Raw genomic sequence first — 14,691 nt, 5'->3', positions numbered from 1 at the left:
ACAAAGTCATCTAGTCATCGCAACACATTTTCAGACGGTTGCAGAGAAGAATGGCTGAATACGGCTGTTCTTTTTTTATTTATCATATAGTAGAGATATCCGAATTTGTGTAAACGCTTCCAAGTGTCGTATAATTTATTAAATAGATTGACAAAAAAGAGAGATTTCATGGTAAGATGTATTTTAGCAATATGGTTAATTATTAAATTATATGGGGGAGAAATTTCAAATGAAGAAAAAACAATTACGTTTGTTTGCATTTATCGCAATGATTGCATTACTAGTATTGTCGGCATGCAATTCAGACAGTGCAGGAAAAGATACTGGGAAAACAGAGGAAGATTATAAGTTTCTTAGTATTTTAACGGGGGGAACTCAAGGTACATACTATCCACTTGGGGGATCGTTTGCTGACTACATCACAGAAGCAACAGGTGTTAAGACAACTGCAGAGGTTTCACAAGCATCGGCTGCAAATATGACTGCGCTTCAAGATGGTGAAGCTGATATCGCATTCGTTCAAACAGATATCGCTTACTATGCTTCAAAAGGTGAGCTTATGTTTGCCGGCGAAGTAATTGACAACGTTTCGGCTATTGGTTCATTGTATCCTGAAACTGTTCAATTGATAACACTTGAAAAGAACGGTATTAAAACGTATGCAGATTTGAAAGGGAAGAAAGTATCCGTTGGCGCACCAGGTTCTGGTACATACGCGAACGCTGAACAACTTCTAGAAATCCATGGACTAACAATGGATGATATCAAACCACAAAGTCTTGACTTTGGTGAATCACAAGAAAGTTTGCAAGCAGGTCAAATTGACGCTGCATTCATCACAGCGGGAACGCCTACAGGAGCGGTTGAAGGCTTGAACGCAGTTGCATCTGTATTTGTTGTACCAGTTGAAGATGCAAAAGCAGATGAATTGATCGAAAAGTATCCATACTATGCTAAAGAAGTGATCCCTGCAGGCACATATGGAATGGCGAACGAAACATCAGCAGTTTCCGTTGGTGCGATGCTTGTTATCCAAAATGATGTTCCCGAAGACCTAGGCTATGATATTACAAAAGCAATTTATGACAATGCGTCTAAACTGCAACACGCAAAAGGGAAATTAATCAAAGCCGAAAAAGGCCTTGATGGAATTGGAATTCCGGTTCACCCAGGCGCACAGAAATACTTTGACGAAGTTAACAAAAAATAAAATGTGAATTAAGCGGGGCGGCGAAGCGTTTAGCTTCAGCCGTCCTGTTCTTTAAATAGAAAGGAAGAGGTGGATGAACAAAAAGAAATTAGGTCTGCTTATTCTTTTTGTTACTTTACTAGTTCTTTTCATTTTTATTATACCGATTAAACTAGCATTTACGTTCACTGAGCATCGGGTGGAAAATCCTGAGGTCTACTATGTCCCTTTAAAAGAAGATAACAAATTTCAAATCAGGTACGTTCATTCTATTCATTTAACAGATGTGATTGAATCTTATGAAGTGACTGTTGATGAAGAAATAAGTCTTTTATCGATGCAATATGAGAATCTTGCAATTGGTTTACCGGGCTACGCAGAAGAAGGAGAAACCTTTACTGTCCAGGACGGCGTATATACGCTTACATACGATGATAATGTTATCGATTCATTCGTCATGTTAATAGGCGATGTCGATGCAGAATTAGCTTTTGGTTATTTAGGCACTGAATTAAACTTGAAAAAACAATTGGTAAGAGGGAAATCGTATTCATTCCGTGTTATGAAACTATCTCTATATCAAATGCTGAAAGGAGTCAATTTGAATGAAAAAGAAAACAAAGCTGAATGAAGAAATAGAGCTTGATTTGGAAACAGAAGAGTTTAAAATGTTGTCAGAAGAAGAGCAGTTGGAAATTTTGCAGAAATATGACCCTGAATCGAATACACGTAATGTAAGTGGTATATTCAAGAAAATTGTGTTCTTCGGACTACTTGCATTTTCTATATTTCAATTGTATACAGCAATTGGGACTCCTTATACCGCGTATATCCAACGATCCATTCACTTAGGATTTGCATTGTCCCTGATTTTTCTCCTGTTTCCTGCAAGGAAAAAAATTAAAGGTCAACGAAATAAAGTCCCTTTTTACGATATCATTTTATCGCTCCTTTCAATTGGAGTAGGGCTTTATTGGCCTCTTCTAATTGGCGATTTAGTCTTGCGGGTCGGTCGCGTATCGCCGCTTGATATGATTGTTGGCGTCTTAGCTATTCTCCTGACCATGGAAGCGGCAAGACGTGCAGTCGGATTGCCTATTACAATTATCTCAGCTACATTTTTGGTTTATGCATTTTACGGACAGCATTTCCCAGGATTTCTTGCACACCGTGGACAAGATTTGAAAAGTGTCGTTCAGTTGATGTTTTTCACAACAGATGGAATTTTAGGTACACCAATTAGTGTATCTGCAACGTTCATCTTTGTATTCTTGTTATTCGGATCATTCCTTGTGAAAACCGGTGTTGGTGCATATTTCAATGATCTTGCAGTTGTTTTAGCAGGACGTTTAGTTGGGGGGCCGGCAAAAGTTGCCATCTTCTCAAGTGCATTACAAGGTACTATTTCGGGCAGTTCGGTTGCAAACGTTGTTGGATCAGGTTCATATACCATCCCGATGATGAAAAAGCTCGGTTATAAAAAAGATTTTGCAGGCGGTGTTGAGGCAGCAGCCTCGACAGGCGGACAAATTATGCCTCCGATTATGGGAGCGGCAGCATTCCTTATGGTTGAATTCATAGGCGGTATTACGTACTGGCAAATTGCTAAAGCTGCTGCGATTCCAGCGCTCCTTTATTTCACAGGAGTTTGGATTATGACACACTTTGAAGCGAAGCGTGTAGGTCTAAAAGGAATGACTGAAGATCAGATTCCTGATCGTAAAAAGACACTAAAGAAGGTCTATTTACTGTTACCGATTATCGGGATTATCGTCTTCTTATTTATTGGTATTCCTACGATGAAAGCGGCACTGCTGGGAATCGTCTTAACGATTATCGTCAGCTCATTCGATAAGTCAACGCGTCTTGGATTCAATGACATGATTGAAGCGCTAGTTGATGGTGCACGTACAGCGCTTGGCGTCGCGGCAGCAACAGCATGTGCCGGTATTATTGTAGGGGTTGTTGTGAAGACTGGTTTAGGCTTGAGCCTTGCGACTGGGTTAATTTCTGCGGCGGGTGGGAACATACTCCTTACGCTGTTCTTTACAATGTTAGCTGCAATCGTTTTAGGCATGGGTTCACCGACAACAGCGAACTATGTCATAACGTCAACAATTGCCGCTCCTGCGATTATCACGCTTCTTATGCTTGATACTCCTGACGCGACAGTTCCAATCGTTGTGGCTGTATCAGCGCATCTATTTGTTTTCTATTTTGGTATTATTGCAGATATTACACCACCTGTTGCACTTGCAGCATTTGCGGCAGCTGGTATTTCTGGTGGAGATCCGATTAAAACAGGTGTCACCTCTGCTAAGCTCGCTATTGCGGCATTTATCATTCCGTACATGTTCGTATTTAACCCAGCGATGCTCATGATGGGTGCTTCTATCCCAGAGATTTTATGGGTCGTTTTCACCGCCATTATAGGGATGATTGCGATTGGTGCAGGCATGATTGGTTTTTGGTATCGAAAATGTAACTGGTTTGAGCGCTTGTTCGCTATAGCGACGGGAATGCTTCTCATTTACCCAGAAACCATTACCGACATTATCGGACTGGTTCTGTTTGTTGCTATGGTTGCATTGCAGTTGATGACACGAAAGAAAGATGACGACAGCGAGAATGTTGCTGTAGCTTAATAGAATGTAAAAACCCCTAAATTTTGGGTACCTGGCAAGACACTATTCAGACAATAAACTACAACTGTATATAGAAAATTAAAAGGCCAATCAAATCAATGTTTGATTGGCCTATATTTGTATTTGGGTACACAAGGAATTACTGAGAGATTGGAACTTTATTAATAGTCAACATATGTCCTTCTTGCAGCATAAGTTGCTTAGGGTCAACGATCTCATGTAATTGTAAGCTAGACTTTTTCTGTACGCTTAGTTCAACTAGATTCGAATTTATTAAATGAGCTACTTGCACTGAACAAACTTTATGAGGTGCGGTGTAATTACGAATATATTGTAGTAATTCACGTAGCTCCCACTCTTTTTCTACACCATTAAAAATCTCTCTCTGAACTGGATAATCGAACCCTGGAATCATCCACGGTTCTGTCTCTACAAAATCAAGCGAAGCATTACCTAATCCTAATTTCTGGTCTGATGCTAAATAATAATAATTCGTCATTTTACTCCCTCGCTTTGATTTAATTGAAAATTAATCAAAACTGTAAAACAAGTATAACATTACGAGTGATTTTTCCTAGTAAGCCCTCAGAATGTGTCGAGGAGAATAATCGCTTTAAGGATGATGATGGAACCTTATTATTGTTTTAAGAAATCAATTTCTACTTCATTTTTCCGTGGTTCACGTTTAAATAAATAATTACCATGTCTAACTGACATCAGTACTTCAGCACGCTCACGAATGGCTTCGTAAGGATCTTGTGCATATAAAACGATAAAGTTAGCTGGTTTTCCCGCTTCAATGCCATACTCATCGTTAACTCTCATCAGGTTTGCACCGTGGTATGTAATCAGGTCCAACGCTTTATTGATTTCATCGATGTGTGTATAGTGCGCTAAATGGATACCATTGTCTAAAATGTTCATCATATTTCCGTTGCCGAGTGGATACCAGTAATCCGCAATAGAATCTTGTGCAAAGGCAACAGTATTTCCATTTTCCAACAACTCTTTCACGCGTGTTAAGCCACGACGTTTCGGATAACTATCGCCACGTCCTTGCAAATGTGCGTTTTCAGTTGGACAAGAAATAAAGTTAATTTTTGATTCTTTAAATAGACCTAACATCTTATTGGCATAACTATTTTCTACAGAACCAAAGCTAGTAGTATGACTTGCAGTTGTATATGGTCCATAGTTTTCTTCCATAACAAGCGCATTTAACACTTCTAAAAATCGACTATTTGGATCGTCGTTTTCATCACAGTGAATATCAATCATCACGTTATATTTTATCGCCATGTTCACAATACGTTTCAAGGATTCAACACCATGTTCATATGAAATTTCAAAGTGAGGAATACCTCCTGCCACGTCTGCACCCATTTTAAGTGCTTCTTCCATTAAAGCTTCTGCACCTTTATACCGGAAGAACCCTTCTTGAGGAAATGCAACAAGTTGTAGTGTCACGATATCTTTTAATTCTTCGCGCAGTTTTATTAATGCTTTCATCCCGGTTAAGTTAGGATCCGTAATATCAACATGTGTGCGGATAAATTGAACACCTTTGCTCAATTCTTTTTGAATTCCTTTAATCGCACGCTCGCGAACCATTTCTTCAGTCAAGGATTTTTTATTATCACTCCAACGCTGAATTCCTTCAAATAACGTACCTGATACATTCGCATTACCTTCGCCTAGACCTGAAAAGATATAATCTAAGTGTAAATGAGGGTCAACATAAGGGGGTAATACTAAACGACCTTCTAAATCGATCACTTCATCTGCGTTGTTTAAATCATTACCTATCGCTTTAAACTGACCGTTTTCCACTAAAATTTCACGGGACTCTGGCTCCCCATAGATGTTCGCATTAATAAATTTCTTCATACAATACATGACTCCTTTACCCATTCTCAAATATATCATGATTAAATCACTATTATAACAGTTGTTAAACGAAGGCAGAATTCTTACGCTCATTAAGTTATGCGTCGCAAAAGAGGCGTGTTGGTTTTCAACAAGAAGTTATCCTTCGTTGATATTTTTAGCTTTAAAAAGGTATAAAGGGACCTATTGCATGAAATATGAAACTATTTACATAGACACTTCGTAATCAAAATAGGCGTTAAAAATAAGGGGGATGTCTAATGATTTTTCTAATGGTAATTTCATTGGGGCTTTTAATTGTTTTACCGGCAGGGCTACTTTTTGTTATATGGCGGGCCGCTTTTAAAAGTAAATTGGAATGGATGCTAGATGTATTGGCAAGCACAGCATTAATCGCCTATATCTTTCAATCAGCAAATTGGAGTTGGATTGGTTCGTATTGGCGCTACCTGTGGATTGTCTTACTTGTCATTGTAATCGCTACTTCTTGGAAAAAAGTACGAGACCTACCTTGGCGAATCAACTATAAAGGAAGTCAAAAAGTGTCAATCGCCATAAATACCCTGCTGATAATAGTGTTTGGTGCATATAACGGATTAATTTTTACAAGCTATTCAGTCAAAGAACAAGCAATCGACTTAGCGCTTCCTCTTAAGGACGGGACTTATTATGTAGCGCACGGGGGAAATCATGTGCAAATGAATTATCATCAAGCACATCCACCGCAAAAATATGCATTAGATATTCTTGGGTTAAATAAACTCGGAACACGAGCAACAGGTCTATACCCAAAAGACCTTGAAAAGTATGAAATCTATGAACAAAAATTGTATAGCCCATGTGATGGGATTGTTCTTGAAACAAGAAATGACTTACCTGATATGACGCCACCTGAAATGGATTCGGAAAATACACTGGGGAATTTTGTCGCTTTATCATGTATTGGTCACGACGCCATTATTTATTTATCACATATGCAAAATGATACTGTTTCTGTAACTGATGGGGAAGAAGTAACAACGGGTCAATTACTTGGCAAGGTCGGGAATTCAGGCAATACGTTGGAACCTCATTTGCATATCCATGCGGAACTGGATGGCGTAGGGGTGCCGATTACGTTTGATGGGAAATTTCTTGTGAGAAATAGTATCGTACGTTAAAACCGATAGTGCGGGGATACCCGCAGCAAGTCAGTCGCAAAAAAGGAGTCTTATTATGAGAAGCATTACGGTAATGCTATCAACGTTAATGTTTATTGTTTTAATTATTAGCACTTACATCTATGAAAAACAAGATCCCATTTCACTTCCACAACCAATTCAGCCGACAAATCCGTTGGAGCAACAACCCGAATCTTTGAAACCAACAACAAATGAAACAATCAGTTATACATTGCAAAAAAATGAACTGAACATTACTTATAACGAAGGTAATGATTGGATGAAGGTCCCGATCGATACTGAATCACTGTTTCAAGGGGAGTATCGAGGGAATCAAACAGAACTGATCGAAGACAGTTATGTACTGACCGAGGATATGGCTGCATTTTTATATGCAGAGGCAACAAGTGTTTTATTGAAGTATTCGCACGACCAAGGCAACACTTGGCAGGAAAGTATCATTACAGATTCTTTCCCGCCGATGCGTTTCAAAAAAGTGGATTTCTTGAATGAGTCGTTTGGTTATGCAATTTTGTCTGGTGACCGGACGATGTCGCAGGAGTATTCCACCGTTTTTCTAACCCATGACGGCGGAGAGACTTGGGAAAAGACTGCTGAATTACCATCAACTAGATTAATCGCCTTTGGAAGTTTTGTAGATGAACAGACTGGATTTCTATCTTACGGAACGATTAATCCCGAAGAACCTGATGTTTATATGACGCAAAACGGAGGAGACACTTGGACTCAAGCCCAATTTGACATACCGGGAAATTACGACCGTATTTTCGTTCAAGCAGAAGAACCGATAAAGGAGAAAGATTATTTATCAGTCCTTGTCAATCAAGGCCCCAATGGAGATTATGCGGGTGGAAAAGTAAAGGGTAAGTTCATTTCAGAAGATAATGGAGTAACATGGAAATTCCTGTTGGAGGTGGAGCCTGATGAAGCAGAACGCGAATAAATTACTCTCCATACTGGGATGGTTATTATTTTTAGTAGCTATTGGTCTATTCGTTTTACAAATAGGCTATTTACTTCTTCAACATAAATTCCAAATGGAGTATATAGATAATCGTTTATTTTATTTGATCAACATTTCCATTGTCGTCTGTTTATACGGTGCAATCATTCTATTTAATTTCACAAGAAGATTTAAAGCAATCGCAACAGGCTACGCTGGGGTATTTATCATTATAAGTCTTTTTCTTCTCGTCCAAAGCAATAAAGAAATTAAAAACATCATCAGCATATCGCCGGATGCTAACAATGTTTTTTCTGTTAAAAAAACGCAACTAGGCGAGGATATTTATTATCGGTCATATTATGGAATCTTAGCCCGTCCAAAAGCTACATTGCCATATCCAATCACTGGTGAATATCATGTGGAATGGTTAGCAAATGATGTAGCAGTCTTTACCTATCAGACAAACGATAACAAAGTACAGACCTTTGTAGGGACATACGGAGACCGTAAACCTGGCGGATCCTACTATTATGTCGGCATGGAAATGCAAGGTGTTTGGCAGAACGGGAATATTAAAGTAGTCAGCAAACCTGATGGAATCCATGTGATGGAAAATAACCATGACGAATTTTTTGAATGGGATAATGTTCATCAGTTTGGAACGCTTGCCATTGTTTTGGAACGAGATGATCAAGCGATTTGGACGATTGCATTGAATGAGGATTTCGAATTGTATTCAAACGCATCAGTGCCGCCAACAGGAAGTATAAGTTTATATAAGGCGACTGTCGGAAATAAAGAGTCATATGATTTGAAATACATTACATCCAATTAGAATTAGTTGCTTCCTATGTTGTATAATAAAGATAAGATTCTAGTTCGAATAATCTCCAAGGAGGAGTTTATATATGAAGAAGATTGAAGGTCATATTGCAGAAGTGATGAAGGAAATTATTTCTGATGGCGATTCGGTTGTTGAAATAGATGGAAAACAGTATTATCTATCTTTGATTGAAAAACCGGAAACAACGGTTGCTGAAGATGTGGAAGCCGATTACGAGTTAAAACAAAAATTACTTCAAGCAAAAAGGGATATATTGAATGGAAGAACCTACACAACAAAGGAAGTAGTTGACATGATAGATCAAGGGGAACTATAAATGAAGTTTGAGTGGACAGAGCAAGCATTAGAAGGTTTTCGAAATATACGTAGCCATTATTATACGCCGTATGAGACTGCTGAATATAAAAAGCGCTTGCTCGAAAATATTCAGGAAAAAATTATTCTTCTAGGTATAAGTATTCCAGTAAAAAAAGAGGAATGGAATGGCAGTTATAAAATTATCATTGATAAATTTATAGTTTACTATTCATTCTCTGAGGATCTAGAAATTTGCTATGTAGAGTATTTCAAACATTCAAGCAAGGACAGGTGAGTCTACAACCATCGGGTGATTTTTGAATAATAAAAGCCTAATTTCCCTATTAAATGAGGAGAAATTAGGCTTTATATATTTATCTTGAATAACTTCCATCTACATAATACTGCAAGTTCAAAAGACTGATTGTCTACGCATAGTGGTAAGCTCATCTTATCTTGTAAATAAATCACAGAAAGGATTAAATGCATGAAGAAAAAAGTGCGGTTATTTATTGTAATAGGCTTATTATTTGTAGTTGGAATGGCAGGGAAAGTGTTTTTGGATAATCAGGAAGATAGAGAAGTAACAAGAGAGCAAAAAGTAGAAGCGGAGATAATTGAAGTAGAGAGAATGTCTGTAGTAGCACTGAAGAAAACTTTTGCAAATATAAAATCTATAGAATTCGAACAAATTCATTATAATGAGATGACAGGTTTTTATTCAATGATTGTTAAAATGACAAACGCCGACGAAGAATTCGTAGTATTTGATTTCATGTTCATTACTACCAGACCCAATGACATTGAAGGTTGGGGAGTTATAAATAAAGAGAAAGTTCAAATTAGAGGAGAAACCAAAAGCAAAGTAAATGTTATTTACACTAACGGAAATGTGGAAGAAATATAATGACTGTAAATAGGTTACAGGAAGGATCGAATGCATGAATAAAAAAGTATGGTTGTTAATTGTAATAGGTTTAATAATAGTGATTGGAATAAGCGGGAAAGTGTTTGTGGATAACCAAAAGGATAGGAAAGTAACAAGAGAGCAAGAAGTTGAAGGAGATAAAATTGAAGCAGAGAGAATGTCGGTACTTGCGCTGAAAAATACATTTGCAGATATAAAGTCTATAAAATTTAAATATACCGATTTTAATGCAGTGACTGGTACATACGGGATGGAAATTGAAATGAGTAACCTGGAAGGAAAGTCAGCAGAGTTTGACTACTCATTTTCTGAAGGTATTACAGAAATTACTAGTTATAAAGTTGTTGATGAAATTGGAGTTCAAAAGGAAGGGAAGACCACTGGTAAAGTTAGCGTGATTTATTCTAATGGATCTAAAGGAGAAATATAATGACCAACTTCTCCAAAATACTAACCATAGCCATTCACTACAACTAGAGCGTCTCATCCAATTTCTGGATCTGAGATAGTTCGCTTTGAACCAGTGCAATGTTATTTTCAAGATCAAAATGAGACAGGACGGAAAAATTGTCAAGACTGATTCCGTCGTAAACAGAGCTCATTTCAACTTCACCTCCAAAGTTTTTCGAGCATAACTTAGCGGATATGTTGATTGCACCAGCGCTTGCTCCTTTCACAACGGCGCTGCTTTTTTAATCGAATCCGATAATTCATATTCCATCAAAAAAGCATTTAGATTAAGAATATTGCCACCCAACAAGAAAATGACGGAAGCATACAGCTTGATCGAGCCAATAAGAAAAAGCTGCCATGGACAGGTAGCCTAATCTTCAACTAAAGCACGACGTTAGTTGAATAAGAAGTTTTATGTGTTTCGTATAGTAACTTTCTCTTCTTTATTTTCTTCGTGATTCCACTCAACTTGAATTTCGAATGTTCCGTCTTTGAAAAACAAAGGAAATCTTCTCTGAATTGATGTCTGCATAGGAAGTTTATATGCTTTCTCTATATCTATCCAAACTGCTTTCCCTTCTGGGGCATCTTCCAAGAGTTTACCCTCGAATTCCTTTGTTATGTAATTAAATATCATATATCTATCTTTTGCTACTGGATTAACATATTCATAAAGCCCTTTATAAATAAGGTTTCTGACTTCTAACCCTGTTTCTTCTTTTACTTCTCTGATAGCACTCTCTACAATACTTTCAGGAAACTCAACTTTACCACCAGGGGGAATAAATCCTTTGAAATTGTCGTGTTGTCTATCCAGAAGTAAAACCTTCTCTTCACTTTGAATCATACAAACAGTCCACATTTTATAATTAATGGAATTACTCATAATATCCTCCTTACTTTTTATATAAATACTACCATAAATATGTACTTCTTCTTAAACTAACCTGCCCGTTAGTTTAAGAGTTTTTTATATGAAAACATTATAATTCCGCAAATTACAGCTACTCCTACAAATGTGAAAAAGTAGAAAAAAGGAGAATTAACCATACTAAAAACTACTTCACTTTGAAGTGTCTCTACATTATCCCATGCGCTTGCAATATCTGGTTTATAATTTCTGGTTTATAATTTCTGGTTTTTATATAACCGACTAACATCATACCGACAAAATAGACTACATGAATTACAATTGAACCGATAAATGCTTGAAGAACCAACCTCATTTAGACACCCCTTATTACCATGATAACCCATATGTTTTGTTGAGCTAACCTGCCCCGTTAGTAAAAACACTCCTTATGTCTATAATTCTATTAAGTCGGCATTAATCCCTTTAATATTACTTTTTAGGAGAAATGGAATTGAATAAACGGTTTGGTAAATGCTGCTTCTTCCAATTCCAAGATATAGATTTAGCAAGGTGATGAGTGAATGCTTTGAGATTTTGATGATGTGTTACAATAAACTGGAAACGAAAAATGAACACATTCGATTTTAACAGCATTCATTTTTCATGGCAATCAATGGGGGGATTTAGTTGAAGAATAAGGTCAGTGTCTCAAAAAAATATGGTCCAATTAGTTATATTTCTCTCATTATAGGAATTTCTTGTTTTATTATTGTTTTTGTGAAGCCTATATATGGAAGTGTAATTGGAAATAACATAATGTTCTTCTTGACGGGTGTAGGTATCCTATTGTCTTTTATCGGACTGTTTAAAAGAACAGAAAAAAGCATAATTCCTTTTATTTCTTTAATCCTATCATGTTCTTTGTTTATATTATGGATATTGATTTACTTAGCGATAACTGGTCGTCTAGATTTTTATTTAAACGATTACAGATGAGCAAAGTTGTCGCATAAGTTTTTGTTGTCGAATAAATATTTTCAGAAAGGATCATATCCATGAAGAAAAAAGTGAAGGTGTTTATCGTAATAGGTGTGGTGTTAATCATTGCAATTAGTGGAAAAGTATATATTGACCTACAAAATGAAAAACATGAAGTAAGAGTTGAAGAACAAAAAATAGAGGCGGAGAGGCTTTCCGTCATTGCACTGAAAAATACTTTTGCAGATATACAATCCGTAGAATTTGAAAAGACTGCATATAATACTATGACAGGCTCATATAGAATGTTTGTTAAAATGACAAATCAAAAAAATGAATCTGTAAATTTTTCGTTTAGTTTTTCGAAGGAATCCCATAGTGAAACAGGTGGTTATGTAGTGGTAGACGAAGAGGTACAAGTTGAAGGTGTAACAACAAATACAGTCAAAGTAATCTTCTCTAATAAAGTTGAAGGAGAAGTCTAAACTTAACAACCCTGATAGGTTCATTTTTTCTATCTTGTAAATGAGTCACAGGAAGGATTAATATATGAAGAAAATAATATGGTTGTTTATTGTAATAGGTTTATTATTAGTGATTGCAATTGGAACGAGAGTTTATATGGATAAAAACGAAAGCGTAAATATGAAATCGAATCAAAATTTATTAATAAAACAAGAACAACTTGCTTTATATATTGCTCGAAATTATGAGCGTGTAAAAGAAATTGAGTTTGAAAATGCGTATGAAGTTAAAAAAACTGGAACATGGCACGTATCCGCAATCATCAATAAAAGTAATATATTAAAAATTACTTTAGAAGAGTCTCGCTCCCCTAGAAATCCAAGGATTGGTTATAATCCAGATGATTTTCAGCTTATTGAAAAAATCGAACCCGATGATGCAGATTTATCAAAAATAAAAGTAATTTACTTAGAGGAAGACAATGATTCGCGATAATGACGACTTTAAAATTTTATCAGATATAAGCTTATGCGACTGATAGCAAATTCGTAGGGAATCGCTCTTGGGGATGGACATAACTTTAAAATCCTTAAAGGGGAGGACTAAATAGATGAAGAGAAAAATATGGCTGTTGATGGTAATAGGCTTATTATTAATGATTGTAATTGGTGGGAAAGTATTTATGGATATTCAAAAGGGGAAAAATGAAGTCAATGAGGAAAATGTGAAAATGCACATAGCGCAAGAGGAAATAGCATTATATTTAGTTCGAAATTATGTAGATGTAAAAAAGATTGAGTTTCATAAATTTAATGAAATAAAAGGGGTTGGAAATACTTCATGGAGTGTTTCCGTTGATGTAAACGAGGATACTACGATTAGTTTTTCAATGACTGATTTATCTAAAATAGAAGATGCTACTGTCAGGCAAAACCCTAAAACATTCAGTTTGAACAATAAAGAGGAAGAGTTAACCGAAAGCCTAGATGGGGTTGAAATAATCTATTGGAATGGCGAGTAATGATACCTGAACAAGACTTTAAAATACTGGCTAGTGAAGCCTATCAGGTAGACATGAAGAGAGCGGAAACAAGGAATCTGCCAATTTCTCTGAGTGGTTTCTTCAATTGGGCTTACAAGCGGCAGGTTGGTAAACGGCAGCGATCATAATTACACTAAGAGATGAAAAGTTTTATGCAGATTTGCCAAAAATACTTGTCCCTACCCTAATCGTTCATGGTGTTCACGACAAAGTGATCCCATTTGCACAAGCTCACGAACTAAATCAGCAAATAAAAACTTCGCAGATTGTTCCGTTTCATTACAGCGGTCATGGGCTTTTCTGGGAAGAACGTGACAAGTTTAATAAGCTATTAAAGAAATTTATTACTTGAAGATCACCTGAGCTGCGTATGTGGCTCTTTTTCTTTATTAAACTAGCGGGGCAAAATAGAAAAAGGAGTAGGGTTGTTTTTATGGAATTAAAAGAATTTATTACCTTTCTAAATAAGTTAGAGGAAAATAGTGTTTTTTATAAGCTAAATAAAATTAGAAATGAAGCTATTATGGTAGAGGTGGCTGTTCCAGGGCAACGATGGGAAATCGAGTTTTTGGAAGATGGTACAATTGACATTGAAAAATTTATTAGTGATAAAGATATGTACGATGTGAATGAATTGGAAACTCTTTTTAAGGAGTTTAGCGACTAAATCTTATTTAATTAACGGGCTTTAGTTGAAGCATAAAATGGGAGTTTTTGTGTCGCATTTGACACAAAATGCGACGGTAACGAAAGGGTTGAAAAGAAAATGAACGATACAGGTAAATCAGTAGCTAGAACGGGTATTACATTCGGTTCAGCGTTGGCAATCGCAATATCTTGGAGTTTACACAAATCAATTTTATGGGCATGTATTCATGGTTTTTTTAGTTGGTTTTATGTAATCTATTATGCTTTTACAAGATAAACTTGAAGATCACCTGAGCTGCATATGTGGCTCTTTTTCTTTCAGGTGTTAAATATAT

The 14,691-nt window shown here is 36.5% G+C and carries 19 protein-coding genes and 2 pseudogenes; 16 read left to right on the top strand and 5 right to left on the bottom strand.

Annotated elements, in window-relative coordinates; translation table 11 throughout:
- Positions 1-229 precede the first annotated feature (229 nt).
- From JSQ81_RS05890 to JSQ81_RS05880, 3 genes are all read left to right on the top strand, one after another.
- Positions 230-1,210, top strand: a complete 981-nt coding sequence (locus tag JSQ81_RS05890) for a TAXI family TRAP transporter solute-binding subunit (RefSeq protein WP_212606780.1) — start codon at positions 230-232, stop codon at positions 1,208-1,210.
- 73 nt (positions 1,211-1,283) lie between these two features.
- Positions 1,284-1,820, top strand: coding sequence for a DUF1850 domain-containing protein (locus JSQ81_RS05885; protein WP_212606779.1), 537 nt, complete (start codon positions 1,284-1,286; stop codon positions 1,818-1,820).
- A 37-nt stretch (positions 1,821-1,857) separates the two neighbouring features.
- Positions 1,858-3,834, top strand: a complete 1,977-nt coding sequence (locus JSQ81_RS05880) for a TRAP transporter permease (RefSeq protein ID WP_249336709.1) — start codon at positions 1,858-1,860, stop codon at positions 3,832-3,834.
- Positions 3,835-3,973: 139 nt separating this feature from the next.
- Here the strand turns inward: JSQ81_RS05880 and JSQ81_RS05875 are convergent, their stop codons facing one another.
- The gene (locus tag JSQ81_RS05875) at positions 3,974-4,333 is read right to left on the bottom strand and encodes a hypothetical protein (RefSeq protein WP_212606777.1); all 360 of its coding nucleotides are present in this window, start codon (positions 4,331-4,333) and stop codon (positions 3,974-3,976) included.
- A gap of 137 nt (positions 4,334-4,470) precedes the next feature.
- Positions 4,471-5,721 (bottom strand): amidohydrolase family protein, encoded by a 1,251-nt coding sequence (locus JSQ81_RS05870; protein ID WP_212606776.1) that lies wholly within the window; start codon positions 5,719-5,721, stop codon positions 4,471-4,473.
- A 260-nt stretch (positions 5,722-5,981) separates the two neighbouring features.
- On the opposite strand from JSQ81_RS05870, the gene JSQ81_RS05865 reads away from it, so the two are divergent.
- From JSQ81_RS05865 to JSQ81_RS05835, 7 genes are all read left to right on the top strand, one after another.
- The gene (locus tag JSQ81_RS05865; protein WP_249336651.1) at positions 5,982-6,881 is read left to right on the top strand and encodes a M23 family metallopeptidase; all 900 of its coding nucleotides are present in this window, start codon (positions 5,982-5,984) and stop codon (positions 6,879-6,881) included.
- A gap of 55 nt (positions 6,882-6,936) precedes the next feature.
- Positions 6,937-7,845: a WD40/YVTN/BNR-like repeat-containing protein gene (locus JSQ81_RS05860; RefSeq protein ID WP_212606775.1), complete on the top strand. Its 909-nt coding sequence runs from the start codon at positions 6,937-6,939 to the stop codon at positions 7,843-7,845.
- A complete protein-coding gene (locus JSQ81_RS05855; protein ID WP_212606774.1) occupies positions 7,826-8,683 on the top strand; it encodes a hypothetical protein in 858 nt (285 codons plus the stop codon). Before JSQ81_RS05860 ends, JSQ81_RS05855 begins: the two co-directional genes overlap by 20 nt.
- A 73-nt stretch (positions 8,684-8,756) precedes the next feature.
- The gene (locus tag JSQ81_RS05850) at positions 8,757-9,008 is read left to right on the top strand and encodes a hypothetical protein (protein ID WP_212606773.1); all 252 of its coding nucleotides are present in this window, start codon (positions 8,757-8,759) and stop codon (positions 9,006-9,008) included.
- Positions 9,009-9,284 carry a type II toxin-antitoxin system RelE/ParE family toxin gene (locus tag JSQ81_RS05845; protein ID WP_212606772.1) on the top strand — a complete coding sequence of 92 codons (276 nt, stop codon included), beginning with the start codon at positions 9,009-9,011 and terminating at the stop codon, positions 9,282-9,284.
- Positions 9,285-9,476: 192 nt separating this feature from the next.
- Positions 9,477-9,896 carry a hypothetical protein gene (locus JSQ81_RS05840; protein ID WP_212606771.1) on the top strand — a complete coding sequence of 140 codons (420 nt, stop codon included), beginning with the start codon at positions 9,477-9,479 and terminating at the stop codon, positions 9,894-9,896.
- Positions 9,897-9,930: 34 nt separating this feature from the next.
- A complete protein-coding gene (locus tag JSQ81_RS05835) occupies positions 9,931-10,347 on the top strand; it encodes a hypothetical protein (protein ID WP_249336650.1) in 417 nt (138 codons plus the stop codon).
- Positions 10,348-10,408: 61 nt separating this feature from the next.
- On the opposite strand, the pseudogene JSQ81_RS20035 reads toward JSQ81_RS05835, so the two are convergent.
- The 3 genes and pseudogenes from JSQ81_RS20035 to JSQ81_RS05825 all read right to left on the bottom strand — a co-directional run.
- A pseudogene (locus JSQ81_RS20035) lies at positions 10,409-10,692 on the bottom strand (Type 1 glutamine amidotransferase-like domain-containing protein); the annotation flags it as partial.
- A 90-nt stretch (positions 10,693-10,782) separates the two neighbouring features.
- Positions 10,783-11,256: an 8-oxo-dGTP diphosphatase gene (locus JSQ81_RS05830; RefSeq protein WP_212606770.1), complete on the bottom strand. Its 474-nt coding sequence runs from the start codon at positions 11,254-11,256 to the stop codon at positions 10,783-10,785.
- A gap of 193 nt (positions 11,257-11,449) precedes the next feature.
- Entirely contained in the window at positions 11,450-11,596 is a 147-nt protein-coding gene (locus JSQ81_RS05825) for a hypothetical protein (protein ID WP_212606769.1), read from the bottom strand.
- A 682-nt stretch (positions 11,597-12,278) separates the two neighbouring features.
- Here JSQ81_RS05825 and JSQ81_RS05820 point away from each other — a divergent pair.
- The 6 genes and pseudogenes from JSQ81_RS05820 to JSQ81_RS05795 all read left to right on the top strand — a co-directional run bounded on the left by JSQ81_RS05820 (position 12,279) and on the right by JSQ81_RS05795 (position 14,633).
- Positions 12,279-12,686, top strand: a complete 408-nt coding sequence (locus JSQ81_RS05820; RefSeq protein ID WP_249336648.1) for a hypothetical protein — start codon at positions 12,279-12,281, stop codon at positions 12,684-12,686.
- Positions 12,687-12,750: 64 nt separating this feature from the next.
- Entirely contained in the window at positions 12,751-13,161 is a 411-nt protein-coding gene (locus JSQ81_RS05815; RefSeq protein WP_212606768.1) for a hypothetical protein, read from the top strand.
- Between the two features lie 115 nt (positions 13,162-13,276).
- Positions 13,277-13,687, top strand: a complete 411-nt coding sequence (locus JSQ81_RS05810) for a hypothetical protein (protein ID WP_212606767.1) — start codon at positions 13,277-13,279, stop codon at positions 13,685-13,687.
- A gap of 82 nt (positions 13,688-13,769) precedes the next feature.
- Positions 13,770-14,060: pseudogene (locus JSQ81_RS05805) on the top strand (alpha/beta fold hydrolase); the annotation flags it as partial.
- Between the two features lie 81 nt (positions 14,061-14,141).
- Entirely contained in the window at positions 14,142-14,375 is a 234-nt protein-coding gene (locus tag JSQ81_RS05800; RefSeq protein WP_212606766.1) for a hypothetical protein, read from the top strand.
- Between the two features lie 99 nt (positions 14,376-14,474).
- On the top strand, positions 14,475-14,633 hold the full coding sequence (locus JSQ81_RS05795) for a hypothetical protein (protein WP_212606765.1): 159 nt from the start codon (positions 14,475-14,477) through the stop codon (positions 14,631-14,633).
- The last annotated feature ends 58 nt before the right edge of the window (positions 14,634-14,691 follow it).

Source organism: Sporosarcina sp. Marseille-Q4063 (assembly GCF_018309085.1).
In the GTDB taxonomy this organism is placed as follows: domain Bacteria; phylum Bacillota; class Bacilli; order Bacillales_A; family Planococcaceae; genus Sporosarcina.
Note: the sequence above shows the minus strand (reverse complement) of the source record. Positions and strands in the feature narration are given on the sequence as shown.